Genomic DNA, 20,775 nt, shown 5'->3' with positions numbered 1-20,775 from the left:
CGATGGCACTCACTGTGGAGCAGATCCGCGCCGACGTCGCCGACGTGCTCGGAGAGGACCCCTGCGACATCCCCGACAACGAGAACCTGGTGGACTACGGCCTCGACTCGGTCCGCGTGATGTCCCTGGTCGAGCGCTGGCGGCGGGAGCACGGCGTCGAGGTGAGCTTCGTGGACCTCGCCGAGGAGCCCGCCATCGAGCGGTGGGCCCCGCTGCTGGGAGCCCAGGCATGACCGCAGTGCTCGACTCGGCTGTGCCGAAGGGCAGTGCGGCGGGCCCCGGCGGGCAGGCCGCGGCCGGGCTGCCGCTGACCTCGGCCCAGTCGGGCATGTGGTTCGCGCAGGCCCTGGACCCGGACAGCCCGGCCCAAAACACCGCCGAGTACATCGAGATCCACGGCCCCTTGGACCCGGCCGTCTTCGCCGAGGCGCTGCACCGCACCGCAGGCGAGGCCGACGCGCTGCGGGTACGCATCATCGCGGGCGCCGCCGGGAGCGAGGGGCCCCGGCAGGTCCCCATCGAGATCGAGCCGCCCGGCCGCCCGGCCCCCACTGGCACTAGCCACCCTGGACGCCCTGGTCACCCTGGCCACATCGACGAACAGAGCAACGGCCCGGTGCGGTGCGCCTTCCCGCTGCACCAGGCGGATCTGCGCGGGCCCGAGAGCCGTGCTGACGGCGTTTGGCGCGCGGGCAGCGTTGGCCGCGAAGGTCACCACGGCACCCAGGGGCACAGCAGTCGCCAAGAGCACAGGAGCCGCCAAGGACACACCGGCCGCCAGTTCAGCGACGGCCAGCACGGGCCGGATGCGGTCGCCCTCGCCTGGATGCGCGCCGACCTCGCCACGCCGTTCGACCTGGCGGCGGGCCCACTGTTCCAGCACGCGCTTTTCCGGGTGGGCGACGAGCGGTGGCTGTGGTACCAGCGCGTCCACCACCTCGTCATGGACGGATACGGCTACTCGCTGCTCGCCCGCCGCGTCGCCGAGGTCTACACGGCCCTCGCCGCCGACACCGAGCCAGGACCCAGCCCGTTCGGGCGCCTGACCGAACTGGTCGCAGCCGACCATGCGTACCGATCGGACGAGGCATACCACAAGGACCGCGCCTATTGGGCCGCCGAAATCGGCGTGGACCTAGGCCACTTCGGCGCGAACACCGGCCAGGAGGACACCGGTCAGGAGGGAGCCGGCCAGGGTGACGCCGCAGGCGGCGGTGGGCCGCGCGCTGTCGATGTGCCCGGTGCGCCCAACCTGGCCGGGCGCACCGCACTGCCCGACCGCACCTTCGTACGCCACACCGCGCACCTGGGCCACCAGGAGACCGAGCGCCTGCGCACCCTCGCCGCCTCGCTCCGCGCCACCTGGCCCGACCTGCTGTTCGCCACCCAGGCGCTGTACCTCTCGCGGGCCACGCACAGCGAAAACGTCGTGCTCGGCCTGCCCATGATGGGCCGGATGGGCTCCACGGCGCTGCGCATCCCCGGCATGGTGATGAACGTCCTGCCGCTACGGCTGCGGGTCAGCCCCCAGGACACGCTGGCCGACCTCGTCCGCCAGGTGGTGCTCGGCATCCGCGCCGCACGCCGCCACCAGCGCTACCGCTACGAGGACATGCGCCGCGACCTCGGGCTGCTCGGCGACGGCCGGGCGCTCGTCGGCCCGCTGATCAACGTCATGCCGTTCGACTACGGGCTGACCTTCGCCGGCGCCCGCTCGCAGGCGCACAACCTCGCCACGGGCCCGGTGGACGACCTCACCGTCAACATCTACGACCGGGCCGACGGTGCCGGCCTGCGCATCGACTACGACGGCAACCCACAGTTGTACACGGAGCCCGAACTCGCCACCCACCAGCGACGATTCCTCGATCTGTTGGCCCGCGTCGCCGACCCGGGCACCGAACCGCACGCGCCGCTGGGCGACCTCGCCGTACTGACCGCGGCCGAACGCACCCAGGTGCTCGCCGAGTTCAACGACACCGCGCGCTCGCTGCCGCCCACCACCTTGATCGGCCCGATCGAGTCCCGCGCCGCCCGCGTTCCGGACGCCACCGCGCTCGTCTTCGGCGCCACCGCCCTGACCTACGCGCAGCTCAACACGCGCGCGGGCCAACTCGCCCGGCGCCTGATCGAACTCGGCGTGCGCCCCGGGGTGCTGGCCGCCGTCGCGCTGCCGCGCTCGGTTGACCTGGTGGTAGCGCTGCTCGCGGTGCTCAAGGCGGGCGGCGCGTACCTGCCGCTCGACCCCGACTATCCGGCCGAGCGGCTCGCGTACATGCTGGACGACGCGAAGCCGGTGTGCGTGCTGACGAACGAGGCGACCTCGGGCGCGCTGCCTGCCACCGAGCTGCCGATCCTCGTGCTAGATGACCCGCAGCTACGCGCCGAGTTGGCCACCAAGCCGGGCACCGACCCGGGCCGCGCGCTCACCCCGCACCACCCCGCGTACGTCATCTACACCTCAGGGTCCACCGGCCGCCCCAAGGGCGTGGTCGTGCCGCACTCGGCGATCGACAACCGGCTGCGCTGGATGCAGGACACCTACCGGCTCACCCCCGATGACCGGGTGCTCCAAAAGACCCCGTCCGGGTTCGACGTGTCGGTGTGGGAGTTCTTCTGGGCGCTACGCGAAGGCGCGACGCTGGTGGTCGCCGAGCCCGGCGGACACCAGGACCCGGCCTACTTGGCCCGCATCATCCGCGAACAGGGCATCACCACAACTCACTTCGTGCCATCGCTGCTCGGCGTTTTCCTCACCGAGCCGGGTGCGGTCCACTGCACCGGGCTACGCCGGGTGTTTTGCAGCGGAGAGGCGCTGCCCAGGGAGACCGTCACCGAGTTCCACCGACTGTTGCCCGGGGTGCCGCTGCACAACCTGTACGGGCCGACCGAGGCTGCCGTCGATGTCACGTACCACCCGTGCGAGGCGGGCGAGAGCGGCCCGGTGCCGATCGGCAAACCGGTGTGGAACACCCGCCTGTACGTACTCGACGCCGCTCTCCAGCCCTGCCCGCCCGGCATCGCCGGCGAGCTGTACCTGGCCGGAGCGCAACTGGCGAGCGGCTACCTCGGGCGCCCCGAACTGACCGCCACCCGCTTTGTCGCCGACCCGTTCGCCGCGGCCCAGGGCGAGGCCGGCGCCCGGATGTACCGCACCGGCGACCTGGCCCGCTGGCGCACTGACGGCTGCGTCGAATATCTGGGCCGCACCGATCACCAGGTGAAGCTGCGCGGCCTGCGTATCGAACTGGGCGAGATCGAGGCGGCGTTGGCCGCACAGGACGGCGTCGCCGCGGCCTGTGCGCTGGTCCGCGAGGACCGGCCCGGCGACCAGCGGCTGATCGGCTACGTCACAGGCCACCAGCCCACCCCGCAGACCGGGTGGTCGGCCCAGGCGGATGCCGCCGCCAGGGCCGACCGCTCACCAACGGAGCGCGATGAAACCAGGCAAGCGGTTGCCGTGGCTGCCGCAGCGGCTGAGGCGGACCGGGCCGGTGAGCCGGGGCCCCGCGCTGCCGGGACGGCCCCGAACGGGACTGACGCTCTCCCCGCGGGGACGGCAGTGGTGGAAGAGCTCGACCCCACCATGCTCAAAGAGCGGCTCGCCGCGCGGCTGCCGGACTACATGGTGCCAAGCGCCATCGTCGTTTTGGACGCGTTTCCGCTGAGCCCCAACGGCAAGCTCGAACGCAAGGCCCTGCCCGCGCCGCCGGCCACCGCCACCGCAGTGGGCCGCGCCCCGCGCAGCCACCAAGAGGAGTCCCTCACCCGGCTGTTCGCGCAGGTGCTCGGGGTAGAGCAGGCGAGCGTGGATGACAGCTTCTTCGAGCTGGGAGGCAACTCGCTGCTCGCCGTCCGGCTCGTCGCCGCCATCCGCGAGACGCTGGGCACCGAACTCGCCCTCGGCACCCTGTTCCAGGCACCAACCCCGGCCGCGCTCGCGGAGCGAGTGCTGGCCGCGGGCGACGGCGAGGCCGGCCGCGGGGCCAACGGTGGGGCCGATGACGCGCTGGGTGTGCTGCTGCCGCTGCGCGCTGGCGGCCGTGAACGACCGCTGTTCGCGCTGCATCCGGCGGGCGGCATCAGTTGGTGCTACGCGGGTCTGCTGTCCCGACTCGGCTCCGACCAGCCCCTTTACGGGCTCCAGGCGCGTGGTCTGACCGAGCCCGAACCGCTGCCCGGCACGATGGAGGAGCAGGCCGCCGACTACCTCGACCACATCCGCTCCGTTCAGCCACACGGCCCCTACCGGCTGCTCGGCTGGTCCGTTGGCGGCGTCATCGCGCACACCGTCGCGGTACGGCTCCAGGAGGCCGGGGAGCGCGTCGAACTCCTCGCCCTGATGGACGCCTACCCTTCCGACCAGTGGCGGACCATGGCCATACCGGCGCAAGCCGACGCTGAGCGGGCGCTGCTGCGGATGGCCGGGTTCGATATCCAGGCGGGCGAGTCGCTGACGCGCGCGCAGGTCATCGACACGCTGCGCCGCGAGGGCAGCGCGCTGGCCAGCCTGCCGGACTACACGCTTACGGCAGTCGTGGACATCGTGGTCAACAACGCCATGCTGATGCGCAAGCACGAGCACCGGACCTTCGAAGGCGACGTGCTGTTCTTCACGGCCACAGCGCCCCGCGCGGAGGACTGGCTGACCCGCGAGGCATGGCAGCCCTACGTCACCGGCCGGTTGGTCAACCACGACATCGATTGCCTGCACCCGCAACTCACCCAGCCCGGCCCGCTCGCAAGGGTCGCCGAGGCGGTACGGGAGTGGCTGCGGGACGCCATCTGACGGCGGCGACCGGGGTGAGGTCGCGTAGATCGCGTAGCAGGCTGTTCGACGCCGCGTGGGCCACTTCGGTGGTCCACGCGGCGGGCTGGGTGGCTAGTGCTCTGACCTTGAGCGGGAGGGCCCAAGGCTGGGGAGGAATCCAGCGAATCGGACTTCGAGGCCAAGCTGGACCGGTTCCGCCGAACGCCCCGATGGCCGCCGCCTTCGACGAGGAACCCGGCGCATTGAGGCGGTCAGAGCACTAACCGTGATCGTCGGCTTCTTTTTCGCCGTCGTCCCGGTGGTTGTCCCGGTGGTCGTCCCAGCCTTCGCGTCGGGTGAGTTCGTTCAGGAGTTGCTTGGTCTCCACCAACAGGCCGCCGCTTACCGCCGAGGCGGGCCCGGTCTGGTGGTGGAAGTCCGCGGCGAGACCGTCGTACAGCTCCCACGTGCGCGCAGGGTCGATATCCGCGGTGTCCTGCTGCTGTGCGTTCTGCTGTGCGTCCTGCTGCACGTCTAGCTGGGCTTCCTGCCGTGCTCTTCGCTGTGCCTTCTGTTGACGGGGATGCTTGTTCCGCAGCGCCGCGGCCTCGGCATCACACAGCGCGGCCATGTGCTCGGCCAGCTCCGCGTAACGGGTGAGGTACTGCCTACCGGGCGCGCTCAGCAGCGCCTGTTCGCCCGCGGTCACCGTCAGAGTGCGGGTGATGGCGGTCAGATGGCCGGCCACGCGCTCCCAGGTCATATCGGCCGCTGGGGGAGGCGGCGGCGAGACTTGGCGGCGCAGGCGCCAGCGCGGGTTGAGGCGAACGCTCTCGGCGCTCCACTGGCGCGCCTCCGCGACGGCGTCGGGAATGCGTTCCATGCGCCGGGCCCGGTCGTGCCACCCGGCCGCATCCGCGTCCCCCCAATCGCCGCCCCGGAGCCCTTCGGCGACGGTACGTAGGAGATCCGCGCTCTCCCGGGGCAGGCGAAGGAGTTGATCGCGCACGTTGTCGAGGTGGATGGGCGGCAGGATGAGCACGTTGACGGCGATGCCGATGACGGCGCCGATCGCGGTCTCCAGCAGTCGATGGCTGACGGCACTGAGCGAGTAGGCGCCATAGGTGATGACGAACAGCGCGGTCGTCGCGCCGTAAATGCCCTGCGAGCCGAGCCGGCGATAGGTGCCCACCAGCACCAGGGCCGGCAGCGCGATCAGCATGGAACCCATGGTGTTGCCGTCCGTCATGGCCATGGCGGCTGTGGCCCACAGGGTGCCGACGACGATGACGGCGAGCTGTTGCAGGCCGGCGCGGAAGGACCGGTACACCGTCGCGTCCACCAGGGCCAGTGCCGTCCAGGGGGCCAGGAGGGCCAGCGGCGCGGTCAGCCACCAGCCCGTCAGCGCCCAAGCGGCGATGGCGGCCCCGGCCGCCTTGAGCGACTGGGTCATCGCGTCCCGCTCGGGTCCCGGCGCACGCAGCGCGTTGCGCGCCGTGCGCCCCACGGCCGCCAGCTCCCATCTCAGCCACCACCACGCGGCCACCATCGCCTCCCAGCACCTCGCTGTTGCCTCCGTTTCCCGTGCCCGGCACGGCTCCTTCCCTGTCCAGGCACGGCTTCCTGCCCATGCTCAGGCACGTCCGTTTCCCGTGCCCGGGTGAGCTGATCCCATGCCTGGGTGCGGTGGTGCATGTGCGGACGGCCGCGGCCGTCACCCATACGGCCTACGCTGCGCCGTCACGCGATGCGCTCGCAGACGGCCGCCGCATTCTGGACTTAAGGGGGCGGTCTGGACGTTCGACGGAAGGTGCGGCATGAGCCCCAAGGCGAAAACCGACGGCGGCGGGCGCGGCAGCGAGTTCTTCACGCCCGGCAGGATCGCCCTCCTTATCGTCGCGATCCTCGGCCTGGTCTTCATCTTCGAGAACACCCGGCAGGTCAAGATCCGGCTGCTGATTCCCGAGGTCACCATGCCGCTGTGGCTGGCGCTGGCGGCGGTGACGGTGATCGGCGGCCTGTGTGGCGCGTACCTGTTTCGACGGCGTTAGCAGCCTGTCGGTAACGCGCCCACCGCCTCGCCGCCCCGCGGCTGGCTTCGTACGATGGGCCGATGTCTGCCTCGCACCCCGAGCGACCGCCACGCGCGGGCCGCTCCTCGCCCCCAACGAGCAACCGGCCCACCGGCGACGGCTCACAGGACCCGAGCGGCGCCCGCCATCATGCCCATGACGCCCATGACGCAGCCGGCACCTCCCACGCTTCCCATCTGTCCGGCGCCGGTGGCCCTCCCCGCGGTGGGTATCTCGCCCTTGGGGAGCGCGCGGCCATTCGCCGGCTGCGCCGGGACGATGAGCGGGAGTTCATCACCAGCGCGCGGCAGAGCGTCGCACTGCACCGACCGTGGTTGTTTCCGCCGACGTCCAGGGAAGAGTTCGCCTCCTATGTGCACCGGCTGGAGGAGCCGTCGCGGGTGGGCTTTGTCATCTGTGAGCGGGGGACGGATGAGATCGCCGGTTACGTAGCGATCAACGCCATCGTCGGCGGAGCGTTCCAGTGCGGGGCACTTGGCTATGGCGCGTTCGCGCACGCGGCCGGGCGCGGCCTGATGAGCGAGGGGCTTGGCCTCGTCGCGGAGTACGCCTTCGGCCCCATGCGGCTGCACCGTCTTGAGGCCAACATCCAGCCCGACAACGAGCGCTCGATCGCGCTCGTCAAGCGGCTTGGTTTCCGCCTTGAGGGATTCTCGCCGGACTTTCTCTTCATCGATGGCGCGTGGCGTGACCACGAGCGGTGGGCCATCACCAGCGAAATGCCTCGTCGAAGCGCCGAAGCAGGCACAGTGAGGCCATGACTGTCTCCTTTCGACGCACCGTTCCCGTGCTGCGGGTCTTCGACAAGACCAAGGCCCATGAGTTTTACGTGAACTACCTCGGCTGCGCCGTGGACTGGGAGCACCGGTTCGCCGCGGGAATGCCCGCCTACACGCAGGTCTCCCGGGGTGCGCTGGTGCTGCACCTGTCGGAGCACCACGGGGATGGGACGCCCGGTTCCGCCGTATACATCGAGCTCGATGGCGTACGCGAGCTGCACACCGAACTGCTGGGCAAGAACTACCCGTACCTCAAGCCGGGGCTTGAGGAGGATGAGATCGGCCTTTCGGTCACCCTCCTTGACCCCTTCGGCAATCAGTTGCGGCTCAGCCAGCCGGCGGACTGACCGGCGCGTCCGCACGCCCCGCCGTTGCCCCGCTCGTACCTCCCGCCGCCGGGGCGGCTGTGTATCCCGCCGCCGGGGCGGCTGTATATCCCGCCGCCGGAGCGGCTGCTTGTCCCGCCGCCGGAGCGGCTATGCATTCCGCGAGCAGTGCGGTCAGGCCATCGGCGAGCTCGGTGCGCCAGCACAGGTAGTCGTGGCCGCCGTTGAACTCCCGGTACTCGGCTTCGTATCCCTTCGTCCGCAGCACGGCCGGCAGCCGCCGGTTCGCCGGGAGCAGCACCCACTCCTGTTCGCCCGCCGAAAGCCAGAAGCGCACCGGGTGGGCGGGGTGTTCTGGCGCCGCCTCAAGCAGCGAGGTCAGCCACTGGCCCTGGGGCCCGTCCGGCCACCAGAAGGAGCCCGACTGTGCGAGCGCGTTGCCGAACCGGTGCGGGGCGCGCACCGCGGCGTACGCGGCCATCAGGCCGCCCAGGCTCTGGCCCGCGAGCACGGTGCGCGCCGGGTCGTCCGTCACCGGCCAGCGCGCCGCCGCCCACGGCAGCAGCTCGTCCGATAGGAAGCGTACGAACCGGTCATTGCAGGCCAGTTCGGACCAGCGGGTGTCGCTGTCGAGGGAGTCGGGTAGCAGCGCGATCAGTGGGGGCAGGCGGCCATCGGCGATCAGGTTGTCGAGCAGCGTGGCCACGCCGAGTTCCGGCTGCCACATCTCGCCGTCGAAGAGCACCAGCACGGGCAGGTCCGCCCGCGCGCCGGCACCGGGCGCTGCGTCGGGGCCCGGCGCCGCCCCGGCCGCGGGTCGCCCGGCGGGCGTGTAGACCCATACGCGGCGCTCGGTGCCGAGTGCGGCGCTACGCACCGGATGGCTGCTGACCGCACCGCGGGGGATGCCGTCGCGCACCTGCCAGTCGGCCTCGCTCGGCGCCAGCGGCAGGCGCACCACCGACTGCTGAGCACCACCCCAGCGTCGGGGCAGCGCACGGGGGTTGAGCGGATCGGGCCGGCCCTGGCCGCGTAGCCAGGCGATATACCCGGGGTCCGCGGGGCCCGCGGCGTCTGCGGGGGCCGGACGGCCCCCCGCAGGTGGCGGGCCACCGCGGTGGCTTGCGGCCGGCGGGGGAGCCTGCTCGGCATCGGGTTCGTCGACGCACAGCGCGTACGTCGCCCGCCAGTCGCGCCGCATCCGCACCGACCAGTGCCAGATGTCGGTGCCTGGCAACCGGTCCATCAGGTTGCGGTCGGGCTCGCGCGGATCGATCACCTTGTTGGGCAGCACCAGCACCGCCCGGGTGTCCTGCGAGCCGCGCCAAACGAAGGTGACCACCGCGTGTTCGGGGTCGCCCTGCGGGTCTTGCTCGATCAGTGGGGCGCCAACGGCCGCGACCTCGCGCCAAAACTCTGCCACTGCCTCTGCCGCTGCCCCCTCGGCGCCCGCTGCCTCCTGCCCGCACGCCTCAAGGCGGCGCGCCAGCGTCGCCAACCGCGGGCTGTCCACGCGCGGCACGGGCGCGGGGCGCGGCACCCGCGGGGGCCGCTTGGGCATCCCGGTCGGCGGGAGGGAGGAAAGCATGGGAGTAAACCTCCGGCACGACGCAAAACCGACAAAGAACTGCTAAAGATTAGGATTACCTTACCTGCCGTGAGGATCGTTCCCCCGGCCGCCCACCACCCATGACCGCCCCGGCGGAACTCTGATCGGCGGAAGCCCTGTTCAGCCGGGGCCACACCATGTTCCATGGTGATCACACGGCCGCCGCAGCCGAGGGGGCCACAGGTCAAGGACTGAGAGAGGCAGCAGTGGCAACGAGCGTGCGACGCACCACCCTGACCCTTCCCGCCGCGCCGCTGGGCCCGGAGAACCCGCTGCCCGCCCTGAGCCCACTGGACGAGGTCCACCGCATCGATGACCGGACCCGGGCCCAGCTGCCCGACCAAATGGCCCGGCAAGTCGCGTACGAGCCGCTGCACTCGGTGCTGCCCACCCGGCTGCGCGACGCCTACACGCGCCATCGCGTACCCACCGCGCTGGACGCCATCGTGATCGAGAACGACCGACTGCGCGCCACCGTGCTGCCCGGCCTCGGCGGGCGGGTCGTCTCCCTCTTCCACAAGCCGACCGAGCGCGAACTCCTCTACCGCAACCCCGTCTTCCAACCCGCCGACTTCGCGCTCAACGGCGCCTGGTTCTCCGGCGGCATCGAGTGGAACATCGGCGCCACTGGCCACACCACCCTCTCCTGTGCGCCCATGCACGCGGCGCGCGTCCCCGCGCCAGACGGCTGCGGCGGCGAGATGCTGCGCCTATGGGAGTGGGAGCGGCTGCGTGACCTGCCGTTCCAGATCGATCTGTGGCTCCCGGACGGTTCGGACTTCCTGTACGTGGGCGTACGGGTGCGCAATCCGCATCCCCATCCGGCCCCGGTCTACTGGTGGTCCAACATCGCCGTCCCCGAGGACGAGGGCAGCCGGGTCCTGGCCCCGGCCGACGCGGCGTACCACTTCGGCTATGAGCGCGACCTGCGCCGCGTCCCGGTGCCCGAGTGGCAGGGCGTGGATCACACCTATCCGCTGCGCAGCGCGTATGCGGCCGACTACTTCTACGAGCTGCCCGCCGACGACAGGCGCTGGATCGCCGCGTTGGACGCCGATGGCCGTGGGCTGGTGCACACCTCGACCGACCTGCTGCGAGGCCGCAAGCTCTTTTTGTGGGGCGCGGGGGCCGGTGGGCGCCGTTGGCAGCGCTGGCTCACCGAGCCGGGCACCGGCGGCTATGCCGAGATTCAGGCCGGCCTCGCCCGTACCCAACTCGAACACGTGCGGCTCGGAGCCGAAGAGGACTTCAGTTGGCTGGAGGCGTACGGACCGTTGGATGCCGACGCCGCCGCCGTCCACGGCGCCGACTGGGCAGCGGCCCGCGGCGCGGTGGCCGAACGGCTCGCGCAGGCGCTGCCACGGGCCGATGTCGAGGCCGCGTATCAGGCGTGGCTGCCGCACGCCGACACCGAGCCTAAGGAGTCACTGGCCCAGGGGTCGGGCTGGGGCGCGCTTGAGGTGGAACGCGGCGGATACGTGCTGCCGGGCACGCCGTTCGCCCCCGCCGCGCTGGGCGCCAAACAGCAGCCGTGGCGCGACCTTCTGCGAACCGGCGCGCTGCCCGCGCCCGAGCCCGCGATGCCGCCGGGCACCTCGTTGGTGTCGCGCCCCTGGCGCGAACTCCTGGAGACCGCCGACGCCGATGTGCTGGTGGACCCGCACCTCAAGTACCACCTGGGCGTTGCCCAGTGGCACGAGGGCGACCGTTCGCAGGCGGTACGGAGCTGGGAGCGGGCCATCGAGATCAGCGACTGGTGGCCGGTGTTGCGCTGCCTGGCCGTTGCCGATCAGCTGGACGGTCACCACGACCGGGCAGCCGACCGTTGGCTCGCCGCCTTCCGTGGAGCGGTGGACGAGTGGCGCACTCGAAACGGCGACGGCGGCGCTAGTGGGGCTGGTGGTGCCAGCGGCGCGGCTGCCGTGGAAGCGGCGGACCCAGCAGGCCCGGACGACGCGGCGGCCGAGTGGACCGTGGCGCTGGCGGGGCTCGGACGCGAGGCGGTGAGCGCCCTGTTGGCGGTGCGGCGCGCCGATGACGCGCGTACCGTCTTGGCCGCACTGCCCGCCGCGGTGCGTGAGCGCGGCAGATTCGTCCTGCTCGAAGCCCGGGTGCTGCTGGCGAGTGGCGATGTGCAGCAGGCCCGCGCGCTGTTCGACCGGGGCTTTGAAGTGGACGATCTCCGCGAGGGCGACGAGGCGCTGAGCGACACCTGGTACGCCATCGCCGAAGCCCTCATCGCTGCCCGCGAGGGGGCGGCGGAACTCAGCTCCGGCGACGTGCGGGCGCGGGCCCGCGCGGAGCATCCGCTGCCGGACCGCTACGAGTTCCGGATGCGACCGTCGTAACGCGGTGCGAGCTGGGGGCTGGCCCCGGTCAGGGACCCGGTTGCGGGTTGCGGTCCACGTACTCGAAGACCGAGCCGTCCGGGTGCCGGGCGACCAGGTTGCGGCCGATCGGAGTCGGCAGCGGGCCAGCGATGATCTGCGCGCCCACTGACTCCAGGTCCTGCATGGCCTCGTCCACATCCCGCACCGCAAGCGTCGCCGTGACCTTCCGGAGGATCGACAACTCGGCCTCGGGGCCGCTCATCAGGAAGAAGCAGCCAACGGCGGCGACCGACACGCTGCCCCGCTCGAAGCGCATCGCCTGCGCCCCGGTCAGCCGCTCGTAGACGGCGATTGCGGCATCCAGATTCGGCACGCACACCCGCAGCGAAGTCCCCAAAATGTCCATGCTGCCGAGCCTAGTTGAGAGGGATCACACGCGGCAGAGGATCTCCCCGTGCAGGACGGCAAACCAGCTGTCGGCCGCCTCGCCCCACTCCCGCCAGGCGTCGGCGGCTGTGTGCAATGCCTCCCGAGTGGCGTACCCGCCGGAAACGGTGCGCTCCACATACTCGGGGGTCAGCGTCCGTTCTGCCCACAGCCCGCTCCACCAGGCGCGTTCGGGGGCCGTCGCATAGCACCAGGTGCTGGCGGTGGCCGTGATGTCGGTGCAGCCCGCCTCGCGGGCCCAGGACAGCAACTGTCGCCCGGCGTCCGGCTCGCCACCGCTGCCGCGGGCCACCGAGCGGTAGATCGCCAGCCAGGTATCGAGGCCGGGGACGCGCGGATACCACGCCATGGCGGCATAGTCGGCGTCCCGCGCGGCGATCACGCCACCGGGACGGCAGACCCGGCGCGCCTCGCGCAGCGCGCCTACCGGGTCACCCAGGTGCTGGAGCACCTGATGGGCGTGCACCACATCGAACGAGGCGTCGGGGTAGTCCAGTTGGTGCGCGTCGGCGACGGCGAACGTGATGTTGGCAAGTCCGCGTTCGGCCGCCACGGCGCGTGCCCGGTCCAGCACGCCATCGGCCGCGTCAACGGCCGTGACCTGGCCCGGCGCCACTCGCTCCGCGAGATCGACGGTGATGGTGCCGGGCCCGCAGCCCAGGTCGAGTACCGAGTGCCCGGTGGTGAGATCGGGCAGCAGATAGGCAGCCGAATTGGCGGCAGTGCGCCAGGTGTGGGAGCGGAGCACTGACGCGTGATGGCCGTGGACATAGGAGGCGGCGCGGCGCGGCGTGCCGGTGGACATGGCGGACCTCTCGTTCCCCTGGAGTGGGGGCGCCCGTGCGCGGACGCCCACGTCGCACCGTACGCTGACATCTCGCATGGTGAGCGAGGCGTCTTACGATGCGGTCATCGGGGGATGCGCGGTGACCTCGACCGGTGTGCGGTGAGCCCATCCGGTGTGCGGTGGTCCGTCCGCGAGGTGCGGCGGCTGACTGTCGGCGCGACCACCGGTGCTGGCCCCTGCCGGTACGCCCCACCCGACCAGCACCGGCTGTCGTGCCGCGGCGCAGCCCTCAGCCTTCGAGCGGCCGGTAGACGCGCAGTGCCTCGTTCACCTTGTCCAGGGTCAGGCCGGGCGGTGCCGGTGCCACCTCGCCGTCGTACGCGAGATGCGCACCCTCGGGAATGCCGTCCACCCGCAGCCGGCGCAGCCGTGCCTCCGCGTGGGTGGGGGAGCGGCGCAGCACGCCGAACAGCGCTGCCGTCAGCAGCCGGACACGAGGCAGCCGACCGCCGTGCACGATGCGCACATCGAGTAGCCCATCGGCCAGATCGTGCCTGCTGGCCGGGGCCGAACCAACCCCGCGGTAGGAGCAGTTGCCCGCGAAGAGCATCCACACCGAGCGGCTGGCGCCGTTGACGACGAGTGGGAGCGGTTCCGATGTACGCAGCACCCGGGCCGCGGCCAGCACCTCGGCTGGCCAACTGCCGATGCGCCCTGCCCAGTGTTCCCGGATGCGTACCAGCTCCGGATAGCAACCGATGCTGAAGGTGTTGACGTAGTGGGTGGGCGATGAGGAGCCATCGGGCGTGAAGCGCGCGAGGTCAACGGCCACGGCCTCACCCGCCGTCACCGCCCGGCAGGTGTCATCGACGGTCTCCAGGCCCAGGTCGTACGCGAAGTGGTTGAACGTGCCGCCGGGCAGCACGGCCAGCGGTAGGCCGGTGCGCGCCGCCACGGTGGCCGCGGCGCTGACGGTGCCGTCGCCGCCGCACACTCCCAGCGCGCCGCCGACCTCCCAGGCTCGGCGCGCGGCCTTCTCCAGCAAGTCGGTCAGCGATGGCGGCTCGTCGGCGGGCGGCACTGCGTGAAGTGCTACGGGCGCCGCTACGCCGCCGGCGTCATCGACCTCGGTGACCTGCGTGGGGAGCACACCGGCGCGCTTGTCCCGGTCGGCCGCGGCATGTGCCTTGGCCGCCTCCTCCTCGGGAACCAGATCGGGCTCGGGCTCGGGCGTGAACATCCAGAACTCGGCCTCGGGCAACGCCTCTCTGATCGCCTCCAGCGGATCGGCCCGCGGCGGCCACACGCTCGTTGCGCCCGATCCGGAGTTGGCGACGATGATCAGCCCGCGGCCACCGGGCAGCGCGGGGGCGTCGGTACGCGGGCGCGCGGCGGACGGCAACTGGTGCCGGGTCGGTACGAGTCCGCGTACGGCCAACGCCGCGCCGGCACCGAGGGCCGCGCCCGCGATCACATCGCTGGGGTAGTGCGCGCCCGTGTAGATGCGGGAGAACGCCACCGACGCCGCGATGGGGGCCACCACGGCGCCCCAACGGCGCGATTCCAGTGCCACGCCCACGGCGAAGGCGGCGGCCGACGCGGAGTGCCCGGAGGGGAAGGAGGTGGTGAAGGGCTGTCGGCGCAGCCGCCGGATCATCGGTACCGCATCCAGCAGCGGCCTGGCCCGACGCACCGAACGCTTGCCCACGGTGTTCACCGTCGCCGACGCCAGGGCCAGCGATGCCACTCCACGCAGCGCGGCCTTGCGCGTGGGCCGATGACCGGTGGCCGCCATGCCCGCCGCGATGCCGAACCACAGCAGCCCGTGGTTCGCGCTGCGGCTCAGCCGCGGCAACACCGGCTCAGCCCCCGGCCAATTCCGTGCTGCCACCGTCTCAAAGAACCGTTTGTCCAGGCGGACCAGCCAGCGGTCCCCCTCCGCAGCGCGCTCCGCGGGCCGTATCGGCAAGGCTCCCGCAGGCCGAAGCCAGGGCGCCCACGATGGCGGGGTACCGAATGACCCTGGCCCTGCCGTGGCGCTGCCCCGCGATCGTCTGCGCCCTCGCGACCGGTGCGCCCCGGTCGGCCGCGCGCCCTTTCCCGCCATGCGTCCACTCCCTTGGTTAACTGCTCGCGTGGCTCCGCCACGGCCGCCGGCTCTGCGGCGCCCGTCAGCGTAAGCCGTGGTGCGGGGGACACGGCCGCGGCCTGTACGTACGGCACATGCCGTGCGTACGGTGCGTACGGCGCGTACGGCGCGCCCGGCGTACGGGAACGTTGTCAGCCGGCTGGCCCACCAGCGCTGTTGGTGGGCCGGGCCCGGCTGATGTCTGCCAGCGCGGAGCCCGGATCGTGTTCTTCGGCGATGTCCCCGATGCTCACCATGCCAAGCGGCTGCCCGTTTTCCACGACCGGAAGCCTGCGAATCGCGTGCCGCCGCATCAGCCGTACCGCGTCACCCACGGCCGCGTCAGGAGCCACCGTGACCGGCTCGGGGGTGCAGATCGACAGGCAGCTCACCGTCAGCGGGTCGGCACCGTCTGCGACCGCGCGCAAGGTGATGTCGCGGTCCGTCAGCACCCCGAGCAGCCGGCCATTGTCGGTGACGAGGACATCTCCGATGTCCCTGGCACGCATGAGCTGGGCGGCCTCCACCAGCGAGGCATCCGGCGGCACCGCCGTCACCTCGGGAGTCATGACATGCCTTACGTACTGTGCCATCTCGCTTCGCCTTCTCTGTGGCCTTCGGGTCACGGGCCCTCGCACTCCCCGGGGCGCGAGAAACGCCGTCCCTCGGGGGCCCGGGAGCCCTTCTGGTGTCGGGAAGGCGGAGCCCTGGCGGTCGAATGCCCCCACGGGCACAGCCCGAACCGCATGCGGCACCGCCCGAGCCTGCCCGGGCCGGACCACCTGGCTCGTCCGGCCCGCCCAGGCCCACCGCGGCGAGCGAGTACCCGGGGCCTGCGCTGTCACACGGATGGGCGGGTGCTGTACACCCGCGTGTTGCGGGTGGGATCGGTGTGACCGGGAGCTGAGGAAAATCCATGAGTTTGACCGGGCGCCACCAGGGCACCCGAGGCATGGCTGAGCGGCCACCTGTTGACGGTCGAGAACCGGAACAGTCGCCGGGCGCGGGTGTCAGGGACCCGCGCCCGTTGCGATGGTCCGAGCTGTGTCTCCCGCGACGGACTTAGGAACGGCGCCCCCGCGCGAGCGGGCTCCACACCGAGGTAGGACAGCGGCTCGCGGTGCGCCGGTACCCGCGCGGAGGCGGGCGGGCTGGGGTGTGGCGACAATGGGGCGCATGGCTGACAAGACGGATGAGCAGCGTGTGTCACGACGGCACCGTGAGGCCCTTGAACTCTTCTCCGACCGGGTGCATGCCATCGGCTCCGACCAGTGGGACGCGCCGACACCCTGCACCGAGTGGTCCGTACGGGACCTGGTGAACCATCTGATGGCCGAACAGCTCTGGGTGCCGCCCCTGATCCGGGATGGCTCCACCATCGAGGAACAAGGCGACCGGTTCGACGGTGACCAGTTGGGCGATGACCCGGTGGGGAACTGGGACCGTGCGGTGGCGGAGGCGCTTGCGGCGATCGCCGAGCCTGGCGCGCTGGAGCGGACCGTGCACCTGTCATCGGGCCAGGGCAGCGCCATCGCCTACTGCTCCCAGATGACGATGGACACGGTGGTCCACACCTGGGACCTCTCCCGCGCGATCGGCGCCGACGAGCGGCTGCCGAAGGAGCTGGTTGACTGCGCCACGGAGGAAGTCTCCCCGTACATAGCGGACTTGGAGGGTACCGGGCTGTTCGACGCTCCCCTCCCGCCGCCTCCCGGGGCGGATGCACAGACCAAGCTACTGACGCTTGTGGGACGGCGCCCTTGAGCCGGCCCCGAGCCCGAAGGGGAGCTGAGAGCCCGGCCCCCTGGTCTAGCGTGATCTAGGCCCCAGCCCCAGCCCCAGGCCCGGGCCATGAGCCCGAGCCCGAGCCAACGCTGGGCTGGGCTCCCGGGAGCGTACGGCCGCATGGTGCGCCGGCCGTGCTCCCGGAAGGCCCCTGCTAGCCCTGCGGGCTTGGCCGTCGCTGGCCCTTGCTGGGCTATCTCTTATGGGAGCTGGCCTAACGGGCGCTGGCCCTTACTGGTCGCCCGACACCTTGGCGAACTCCTTCACGAACGCCTCGTTGAACGCGGGCAGATCGTCCGGCTTGCGGCTGGTGATGAGCACGTTGGGCCCACCCGAACAGACCTTGACCTGCTCGTCCACCCATTCACCCCCCGCGTTGCGGATGTCAGTGCGCAGGCTGGGGAACGAGGTGAGCGTGCGGCCTCGTACGACGTCCGCTTCGACCAGCGTCCACGGCGCATGGCAGATCGCCGCCACCGGCTTGCCCGCGGCGAAGAAGTCCCGTACGAACGCGACCGCTCCCGCGTCCATCCGCAACGCGTCCGGGTTGGCGACGCCGCCGGGCAGCACCAGGCCGTCGAAGTCCTCGATGCTGGCCTCGCTGACGAGTTGGTCCACCGGGAAGGTGTCGGCCTTGTCGAGATGGTTGAAGGCTTGGATCTCGCCGGAGGCGGTGGACAGCAGCACCGGCGTGCCGTCGTGGTCGCGGACGGCCTTCCAAGGGTCGGTGAGTTCGACCTGTTCTACGCCCTCGGGGGCAGAGAGAAATGCGACGCGCATGATGGAAGTCCCTTTCTGAGCTCTGTGCTGACGGACAGCTCATGTGTCCCCCACCTACCTCGATAGTTGCTCGCATCCGTGTGCGCCAATCGAGGGGCTTCGTTGCGTGGCGACTGCCCACTGCGGGGTACTTGTTCACACCGGCCCGCCAGAAATGTGGTTTGCGCGCGAAATAGCTCGGGCACCCGAAGAACTGTGCTTCGGACCGGAGGCACACCCGCGGGAGGCCACGGCTGCCTGCGCGTGACTGTCCGGTCCGCGTGCGCACCGCTCCCGCGATGACATCTTCGCTCGCCGTTCGAGATGGCGAGGTACCGATGCACCGACTCAGGGAGAGCGGAATATGACGTCTGTACGTGCCCGCAAGCGCCACCCGCACGACGATGCCCCCGACACCTCGGAGGATTTCCGGCGCATCGAGGAGCTGCCCGATGGTCCCGAGAAGGACGAACTGCGGCAGCGGGTGGTCTGCGCCTGGATGCCCATGGCACAACGTATTGCCGCCACCTACCGCAACCGTGGTGAGAGCGGGGAGGACCTGGAGCAGGTCGCGCTGCTCGGCCTGGTGAAGGCGGTCAACCGCTACGACGCGAGCCGAGGCTCCGCCTTTGAAAGCTACGCCGTGCCGACCATCGTCGGTGAGGTCAAGCGGCATTTCCGGGACCATCTGTGGAGCCTGCACGTGCCGCGCCGGGTGCAGGAGTTGCGACAAAAGGTTCGGGTCGCCGTCCAGGAATTGACCAGGACGCCCGATGGGCGGCGGCCCTCGGTCGAGGACATCGTCCAGCAGACCGGGCTGAGCCCGGACGAGGTACGGACCGGCATGGGCGCCCTCGATAGCTTTTCCGCGCTCTCGCTCGATGCCGAGATGACCGGGGCGACCGATGGATATTCGCTGGCGGACACCCTTGGTGAGCCCGAGCCCGACTATGACCGGATCGTTGACCGCGAGGCCGTGAAGCCGAAGCTGGAAGCGCTGCCCGAACGCGAGCGGCACATTCTCTACCTGCGTTTCTTCTGCGATATGACACAGAGCCGAATCGCCGATCAGCTTGGTATGTCCCAAATGCATGTCTCCCGGCTGATCAGCCGCACCTGCGCCCAGCTCGGCGAGAAGGTCCTCGCAGACGCTGCGTGATCGCGTAAGGCATGCTGGCCCAGCGCGTGACTGCGTACCGCGTAAATGCCCACCGCATGACCGCGTACCGCATGACCGCGTACCGCGTGCGAGGGAATGGCACGTTCGGGTAAGAGCGCCTACGAGGCCGACCGCCGCTGGCCAGCCGAGTAAACGGCCAGCCGACCGGCGGCGGTCGGCCGGCTTGGGTCAGTAGGCTGGCCGGTGTACGGGATCGGGGCCCGGCGGGCGCTGCGGTGCGGTCAGGCAGATGTCCCGTGTCGCGGCGCTCGCCTCCACGTCACCAGCGTGACCCGGGCCGAGTTCAGTGTCAGCGACGGCACTGGTGCTGTCACCGCCGAGGTCCGCGGTGGCCGCCCCGGACGAGCCGTTGGTCCCGGCGGCCGACGCCGGGGCGCGGTCCAAAGCGAGGGCGAGATGCCGGGCCATCCGGTCCGCCACCCCCGCCTCCGCCATTTCGAACGCACGCCGCGCGCCGACCCGAAACAGGGTGAGCGCACCCAGCGCCGGGCCGGAGCCCGCGGCCCGCAGCGGCACGCAGAGCAGCGAGGTCACATCGGCGGCCACCAACACGGGCGCGCCCGAGGCGTCGTGCCCGAACGCCTCCACCTCCTCGGGGCGCACCTGCAACGCCGAGGCACCGGCTCGCACGGCCTCCACCACCAGCGGGCACTGCACGGGGTCCTGCTCGGCCACGGCGGGCACCAAACCGGTGCCACCGTCTGGGCCGCAGACCACAAGGCGCCGTAGCCGATGGGACGCCAAGCCGGCCGCGCCGGCGGACGCCGTGTCCCCCAAGACGCCTGCGGCGACCTCAGCGGCAGCGCTCCCGGCGGTGGCGTGAAGGGTGCCCCCGGCGGCTGCGTCCTCGGGGGCACCTGCGGTGGATGGGCTTTGGGCCGTGCCGCCGTCGCTCGGATGTTCCGCCCAGTCAACGGTCACCCAGTCGGCGAAGCGTTGGTGGAGTACCTGTGCCGCGTGTCTGGCGACCGTGTCGGGGCGAGCCTGGCGCGCCACGCTCAGCAGCGCCGTCGCCATGTCGTCTACGAGGTCAAGCACCTCCGCTTGGCGGGAGACCTCGGCGAGGTCGGGAGTAGCCGGAGAACGGGTCGCGCTGAGCGAGAACTCGACCGCACCAGGGCCCCGCGCCGCGCTGTCGCTGTCGGCGGGCTGGAACACGGCGAGCACCGCAAGCTGCCGTTCGTCCGGCGGGCGTATCGCCCCCAGCGTCACCCACAGCGCGCCGGGCCCTCCCTCCGCTGCGCCGGGCCGCCGCGGCACCCGAACGAGCAGGACGCGACCGCCCTCGCCGCGCGCCACCGCCGCTATCTGTGAGCGCAGCGCCACCCGGCCGTCGTGCCGGAACCAACCGGTGAGCGTACGACCCGTGGCGTAGCCCGCCCGCGTATCAAAAAGCTGGGTTGCGGCGAAGTTCATCCGCCGTACGACCGCCTCCCGGTCCACCAGGGCCACTGCCACCGGCATGCGCTGGAACAGGGCCCGCAGGAGTCGCTGCTCCTGAGAATGGTTACGGCCGCCTCCACGCGCCGCTGACCACTGCTCGAATCGAGGCCACAGGACCTCCGCGGCATGCTGGAGCTCCAGCAGGGCGGCGTCCAGGGCCCCCGAACGTTCCTCCTCGGGCAGTGCCCGTACGGCGCGCAACTCTTCAACACGCCGGCGGAAGTCCGTCAGCTCTTCACTGAACCCCTCATCCTTACCCTCTGTCATGGCCACACGCTAGCCGGTGCCAGCCCACCCAAGCCCCGTCATTCGGTGTGCGAACGCTGTGGGCCCACTTCCTAGCGCGACGTTCACCACGC

16 protein-coding genes are annotated in these 20,775 nt (G+C 71.3%); 8 read left to right on the top strand and 8 right to left on the bottom strand.

Annotated features, from left to right (window positions below; genetic code table 11):
* The first annotated feature begins 2 nt into the window (after window positions 1-2).
* Both FHS42_RS21445 and FHS42_RS37340 read left to right on the top strand, forming a co-directional pair.
* A complete protein-coding gene (locus FHS42_RS21445; RefSeq protein ID WP_184574334.1) occupies window positions 3-233 on the top strand; it encodes a phosphopantetheine-binding protein in 231 nt (76 codons plus the stop codon).
* Window positions 230-4,789 carry a non-ribosomal peptide synthetase gene (locus FHS42_RS37340; protein ID WP_246495117.1) on the top strand — a complete coding sequence of 1,520 codons (4,560 nt, stop codon included), beginning with the start codon at window positions 230-232 and terminating at the stop codon, window positions 4,787-4,789. Before FHS42_RS21445 ends, FHS42_RS37340 begins: the two co-directional genes overlap by 4 nt.
* Before the next feature lie 241 nt (window positions 4,790-5,030).
* Here FHS42_RS37340 and FHS42_RS21425 read toward each other — a convergent pair whose 3' ends face one another.
* Window positions 5,031-6,299 carry an FUSC family protein gene (locus FHS42_RS21425; protein WP_184574332.1) on the bottom strand — a complete coding sequence of 423 codons (1,269 nt, stop codon included), beginning with the start codon at window positions 6,297-6,299 and terminating at the stop codon, window positions 5,031-5,033.
* A 268-nt stretch (window positions 6,300-6,567) separates the two neighbouring features.
* Here FHS42_RS21425 and FHS42_RS21420 point away from each other — a divergent pair, with 268 nt between their 5' ends.
* From FHS42_RS21420 to FHS42_RS21410, 3 genes are all read left to right on the top strand, one after another.
* Window positions 6,568-6,801: a LapA family protein gene (locus FHS42_RS21420; RefSeq protein WP_184574330.1), complete on the top strand. Its 234-nt coding sequence runs from the start codon at window positions 6,568-6,570 to the stop codon at window positions 6,799-6,801.
* Between the two features lie 218 nt (window positions 6,802-7,019).
* Window positions 7,020-7,604 (top strand): GNAT family N-acetyltransferase, encoded by a 585-nt coding sequence (locus FHS42_RS21415; RefSeq protein WP_281392831.1) that lies wholly within the window; start codon window positions 7,020-7,022, stop codon window positions 7,602-7,604.
* On the top strand, window positions 7,601-7,969 hold the full coding sequence (locus FHS42_RS21410) for a glyoxalase superfamily protein (protein ID WP_184574326.1): 369 nt from the start codon (window positions 7,601-7,603) through the stop codon (window positions 7,967-7,969). Before FHS42_RS21415 ends, FHS42_RS21410 begins: the two co-directional genes overlap by 4 nt.
* Here the strand turns inward: FHS42_RS21410 and fes are convergent.
* The gene (gene fes, locus FHS42_RS21405; protein ID WP_184574324.1) at window positions 7,950-9,536 is read right to left on the bottom strand and encodes an enterochelin esterase; all 1,587 of its coding nucleotides are present in this window, start codon (window positions 9,534-9,536) and stop codon (window positions 7,950-7,952) included. The two genes, FHS42_RS21410 and fes, sit on opposite strands and share 20 nt — an antisense overlap.
* Before the next feature lie 227 nt (window positions 9,537-9,763).
* Between fes and FHS42_RS21400 the strand changes: the two genes are divergently transcribed.
* Complete coding sequence (locus FHS42_RS21400; protein ID WP_312866974.1) at window positions 9,764-11,905, top strand: DUF5107 domain-containing protein; 2,142 nt, start codon at window positions 9,764-9,766, stop codon at window positions 11,903-11,905.
* 28 nt (window positions 11,906-11,933) lie between these two features.
* Here the strand turns inward: FHS42_RS21400 and FHS42_RS21395 are convergent, their stop codons facing one another.
* The 4 genes from FHS42_RS21395 to FHS42_RS21380 all read right to left on the bottom strand — a co-directional run bounded on the left by FHS42_RS21395 (window position 11,934) and on the right by FHS42_RS21380 (window position 15,842).
* Window positions 11,934-12,293, bottom strand: coding sequence for a VOC family protein (locus tag FHS42_RS21395; RefSeq protein ID WP_184574320.1), 360 nt, complete (start codon window positions 12,291-12,293; stop codon window positions 11,934-11,936).
* Window positions 12,294-12,317: 24 nt separating this feature from the next.
* Window positions 12,318-13,139: a class I SAM-dependent methyltransferase gene (locus FHS42_RS21390; protein ID WP_184574318.1), complete on the bottom strand. Its 822-nt coding sequence runs from the start codon at window positions 13,137-13,139 to the stop codon at window positions 12,318-12,320.
* A 271-nt stretch (window positions 13,140-13,410) separates the two neighbouring features.
* Window positions 13,411-15,090, bottom strand: a complete 1,680-nt coding sequence (locus FHS42_RS21385; RefSeq protein ID WP_246495114.1) for a bifunctional phosphatase PAP2/diacylglycerol kinase family protein — start codon at window positions 15,088-15,090, stop codon at window positions 13,411-13,413.
* A 311-nt stretch (window positions 15,091-15,401) separates the two neighbouring features.
* Window positions 15,402-15,842: a CBS domain-containing protein gene (locus tag FHS42_RS21380; RefSeq protein ID WP_184574315.1), complete on the bottom strand. Its 441-nt coding sequence runs from the start codon at window positions 15,840-15,842 to the stop codon at window positions 15,402-15,404.
* Window positions 15,843-16,425: 583 nt separating this feature from the next.
* Here FHS42_RS21380 and FHS42_RS21375 point away from each other — a divergent pair.
* Window positions 16,426-17,013 carry a TIGR03086 family metal-binding protein gene (locus tag FHS42_RS21375; protein WP_184574313.1) on the top strand — a complete coding sequence of 196 codons (588 nt, stop codon included), beginning with the start codon at window positions 16,426-16,428 and terminating at the stop codon, window positions 17,011-17,013.
* Window positions 17,014-17,265: 252 nt separating this feature from the next.
* Here FHS42_RS21375 and FHS42_RS21370 read toward each other — a convergent pair whose 3' ends face one another.
* Window positions 17,266-17,814: a type 1 glutamine amidotransferase domain-containing protein gene (locus FHS42_RS21370; protein WP_184574311.1), complete on the bottom strand. Its 549-nt coding sequence runs from the start codon at window positions 17,812-17,814 to the stop codon at window positions 17,266-17,268.
* 343 nt (window positions 17,815-18,157) lie between these two features.
* Between FHS42_RS21370 and FHS42_RS21365 the strand changes: the two genes are divergently transcribed.
* Entirely contained in the window at window positions 18,158-18,952 is a 795-nt protein-coding gene (locus tag FHS42_RS21365) for a SigB/SigF/SigG family RNA polymerase sigma factor (protein WP_184574309.1), read from the top strand.
* A gap of 189 nt (window positions 18,953-19,141) precedes the next feature.
* On the opposite strand, the gene FHS42_RS37335 is transcribed toward FHS42_RS21365, so the two are convergent.
* Window positions 19,142-20,683, bottom strand: a complete 1,542-nt coding sequence (locus tag FHS42_RS37335; protein WP_246495112.1) for a PAS domain-containing protein — start codon at window positions 20,681-20,683, stop codon at window positions 19,142-19,144.
* Between the last annotated feature and the right edge of the window lie 92 nt (window positions 20,684-20,775).

It is taken from the genome of Streptomyces zagrosensis, from assembly GCF_014203645.1.
GTDB classification, from domain to species: Bacteria; Actinomycetota; Actinomycetes; order Streptomycetales; family Streptomycetaceae; genus Streptomyces; species Streptomyces zagrosensis.
Note: the sequence above shows the minus strand (reverse complement) of the source record. Positions and strands in the feature narration are given on the sequence as shown.

Bases quoted from the DNA above. Each gene is read 5' to 3' on its own strand.
- FHS42_RS21445 (WP_184574334.1), top strand. From the start codon at position 3: ATGGCACTCACTGTGGAGCAGATCCGCGCCGACGTCGCCGACGTGCTC.
- FHS42_RS37340 (WP_246495117.1), top strand. From the start codon at position 230: ATGACCGCAGTGCTCGACTCGGCTGTGCCGAAGGGCAGTGCGGCGGGC.
- FHS42_RS21425 (WP_184574332.1), bottom strand. From the start codon at position 6,299: ATGGTGGCCGCGTGGTGGTGGCTGAGATGGGAGCTGGCGGCCGTGGGG.
- FHS42_RS21420 (WP_184574330.1), top strand. From the start codon at position 6,568: ATGAGCCCCAAGGCGAAAACCGACGGCGGCGGGCGCGGCAGCGAGTTC.
- FHS42_RS21410 (WP_184574326.1), top strand. From the start codon at position 7,601: ATGACTGTCTCCTTTCGACGCACCGTTCCCGTGCTGCGGGTCTTCGAC.
- fes (WP_184574324.1), bottom strand. From the start codon at position 9,536: ATGCTTTCCTCCCTCCCGCCGACCGGGATGCCCAAGCGGCCCCCGCGG.
- FHS42_RS21395 (WP_184574320.1), bottom strand. From the start codon at position 12,293: ATGGACATTTTGGGGACTTCGCTGCGGGTGTGCGTGCCGAATCTGGAT.
- FHS42_RS21390 (WP_184574318.1), bottom strand. From the start codon at position 13,139: ATGTCCACCGGCACGCCGCGCCGCGCCGCCTCCTATGTCCACGGCCAT.
- FHS42_RS21380 (WP_184574315.1), bottom strand. From the start codon at position 15,842: ATGGCACAGTACGTAAGGCATGTCATGACTCCCGAGGTGACGGCGGTG.
- FHS42_RS21375 (WP_184574313.1), top strand. From the start codon at position 16,426: ATGGCTGACAAGACGGATGAGCAGCGTGTGTCACGACGGCACCGTGAG.
- FHS42_RS21370 (WP_184574311.1), bottom strand. From the start codon at position 17,814: ATGCGCGTCGCATTTCTCTCTGCCCCCGAGGGCGTAGAACAGGTCGAA.
- FHS42_RS21365 (WP_184574309.1), top strand. From the start codon at position 18,158: ATGACGTCTGTACGTGCCCGCAAGCGCCACCCGCACGACGATGCCCCC.
- FHS42_RS37335 (WP_246495112.1), bottom strand. From the start codon at position 20,683: ATGACAGAGGGTAAGGATGAGGGGTTCAGTGAAGAGCTGACGGACTTC.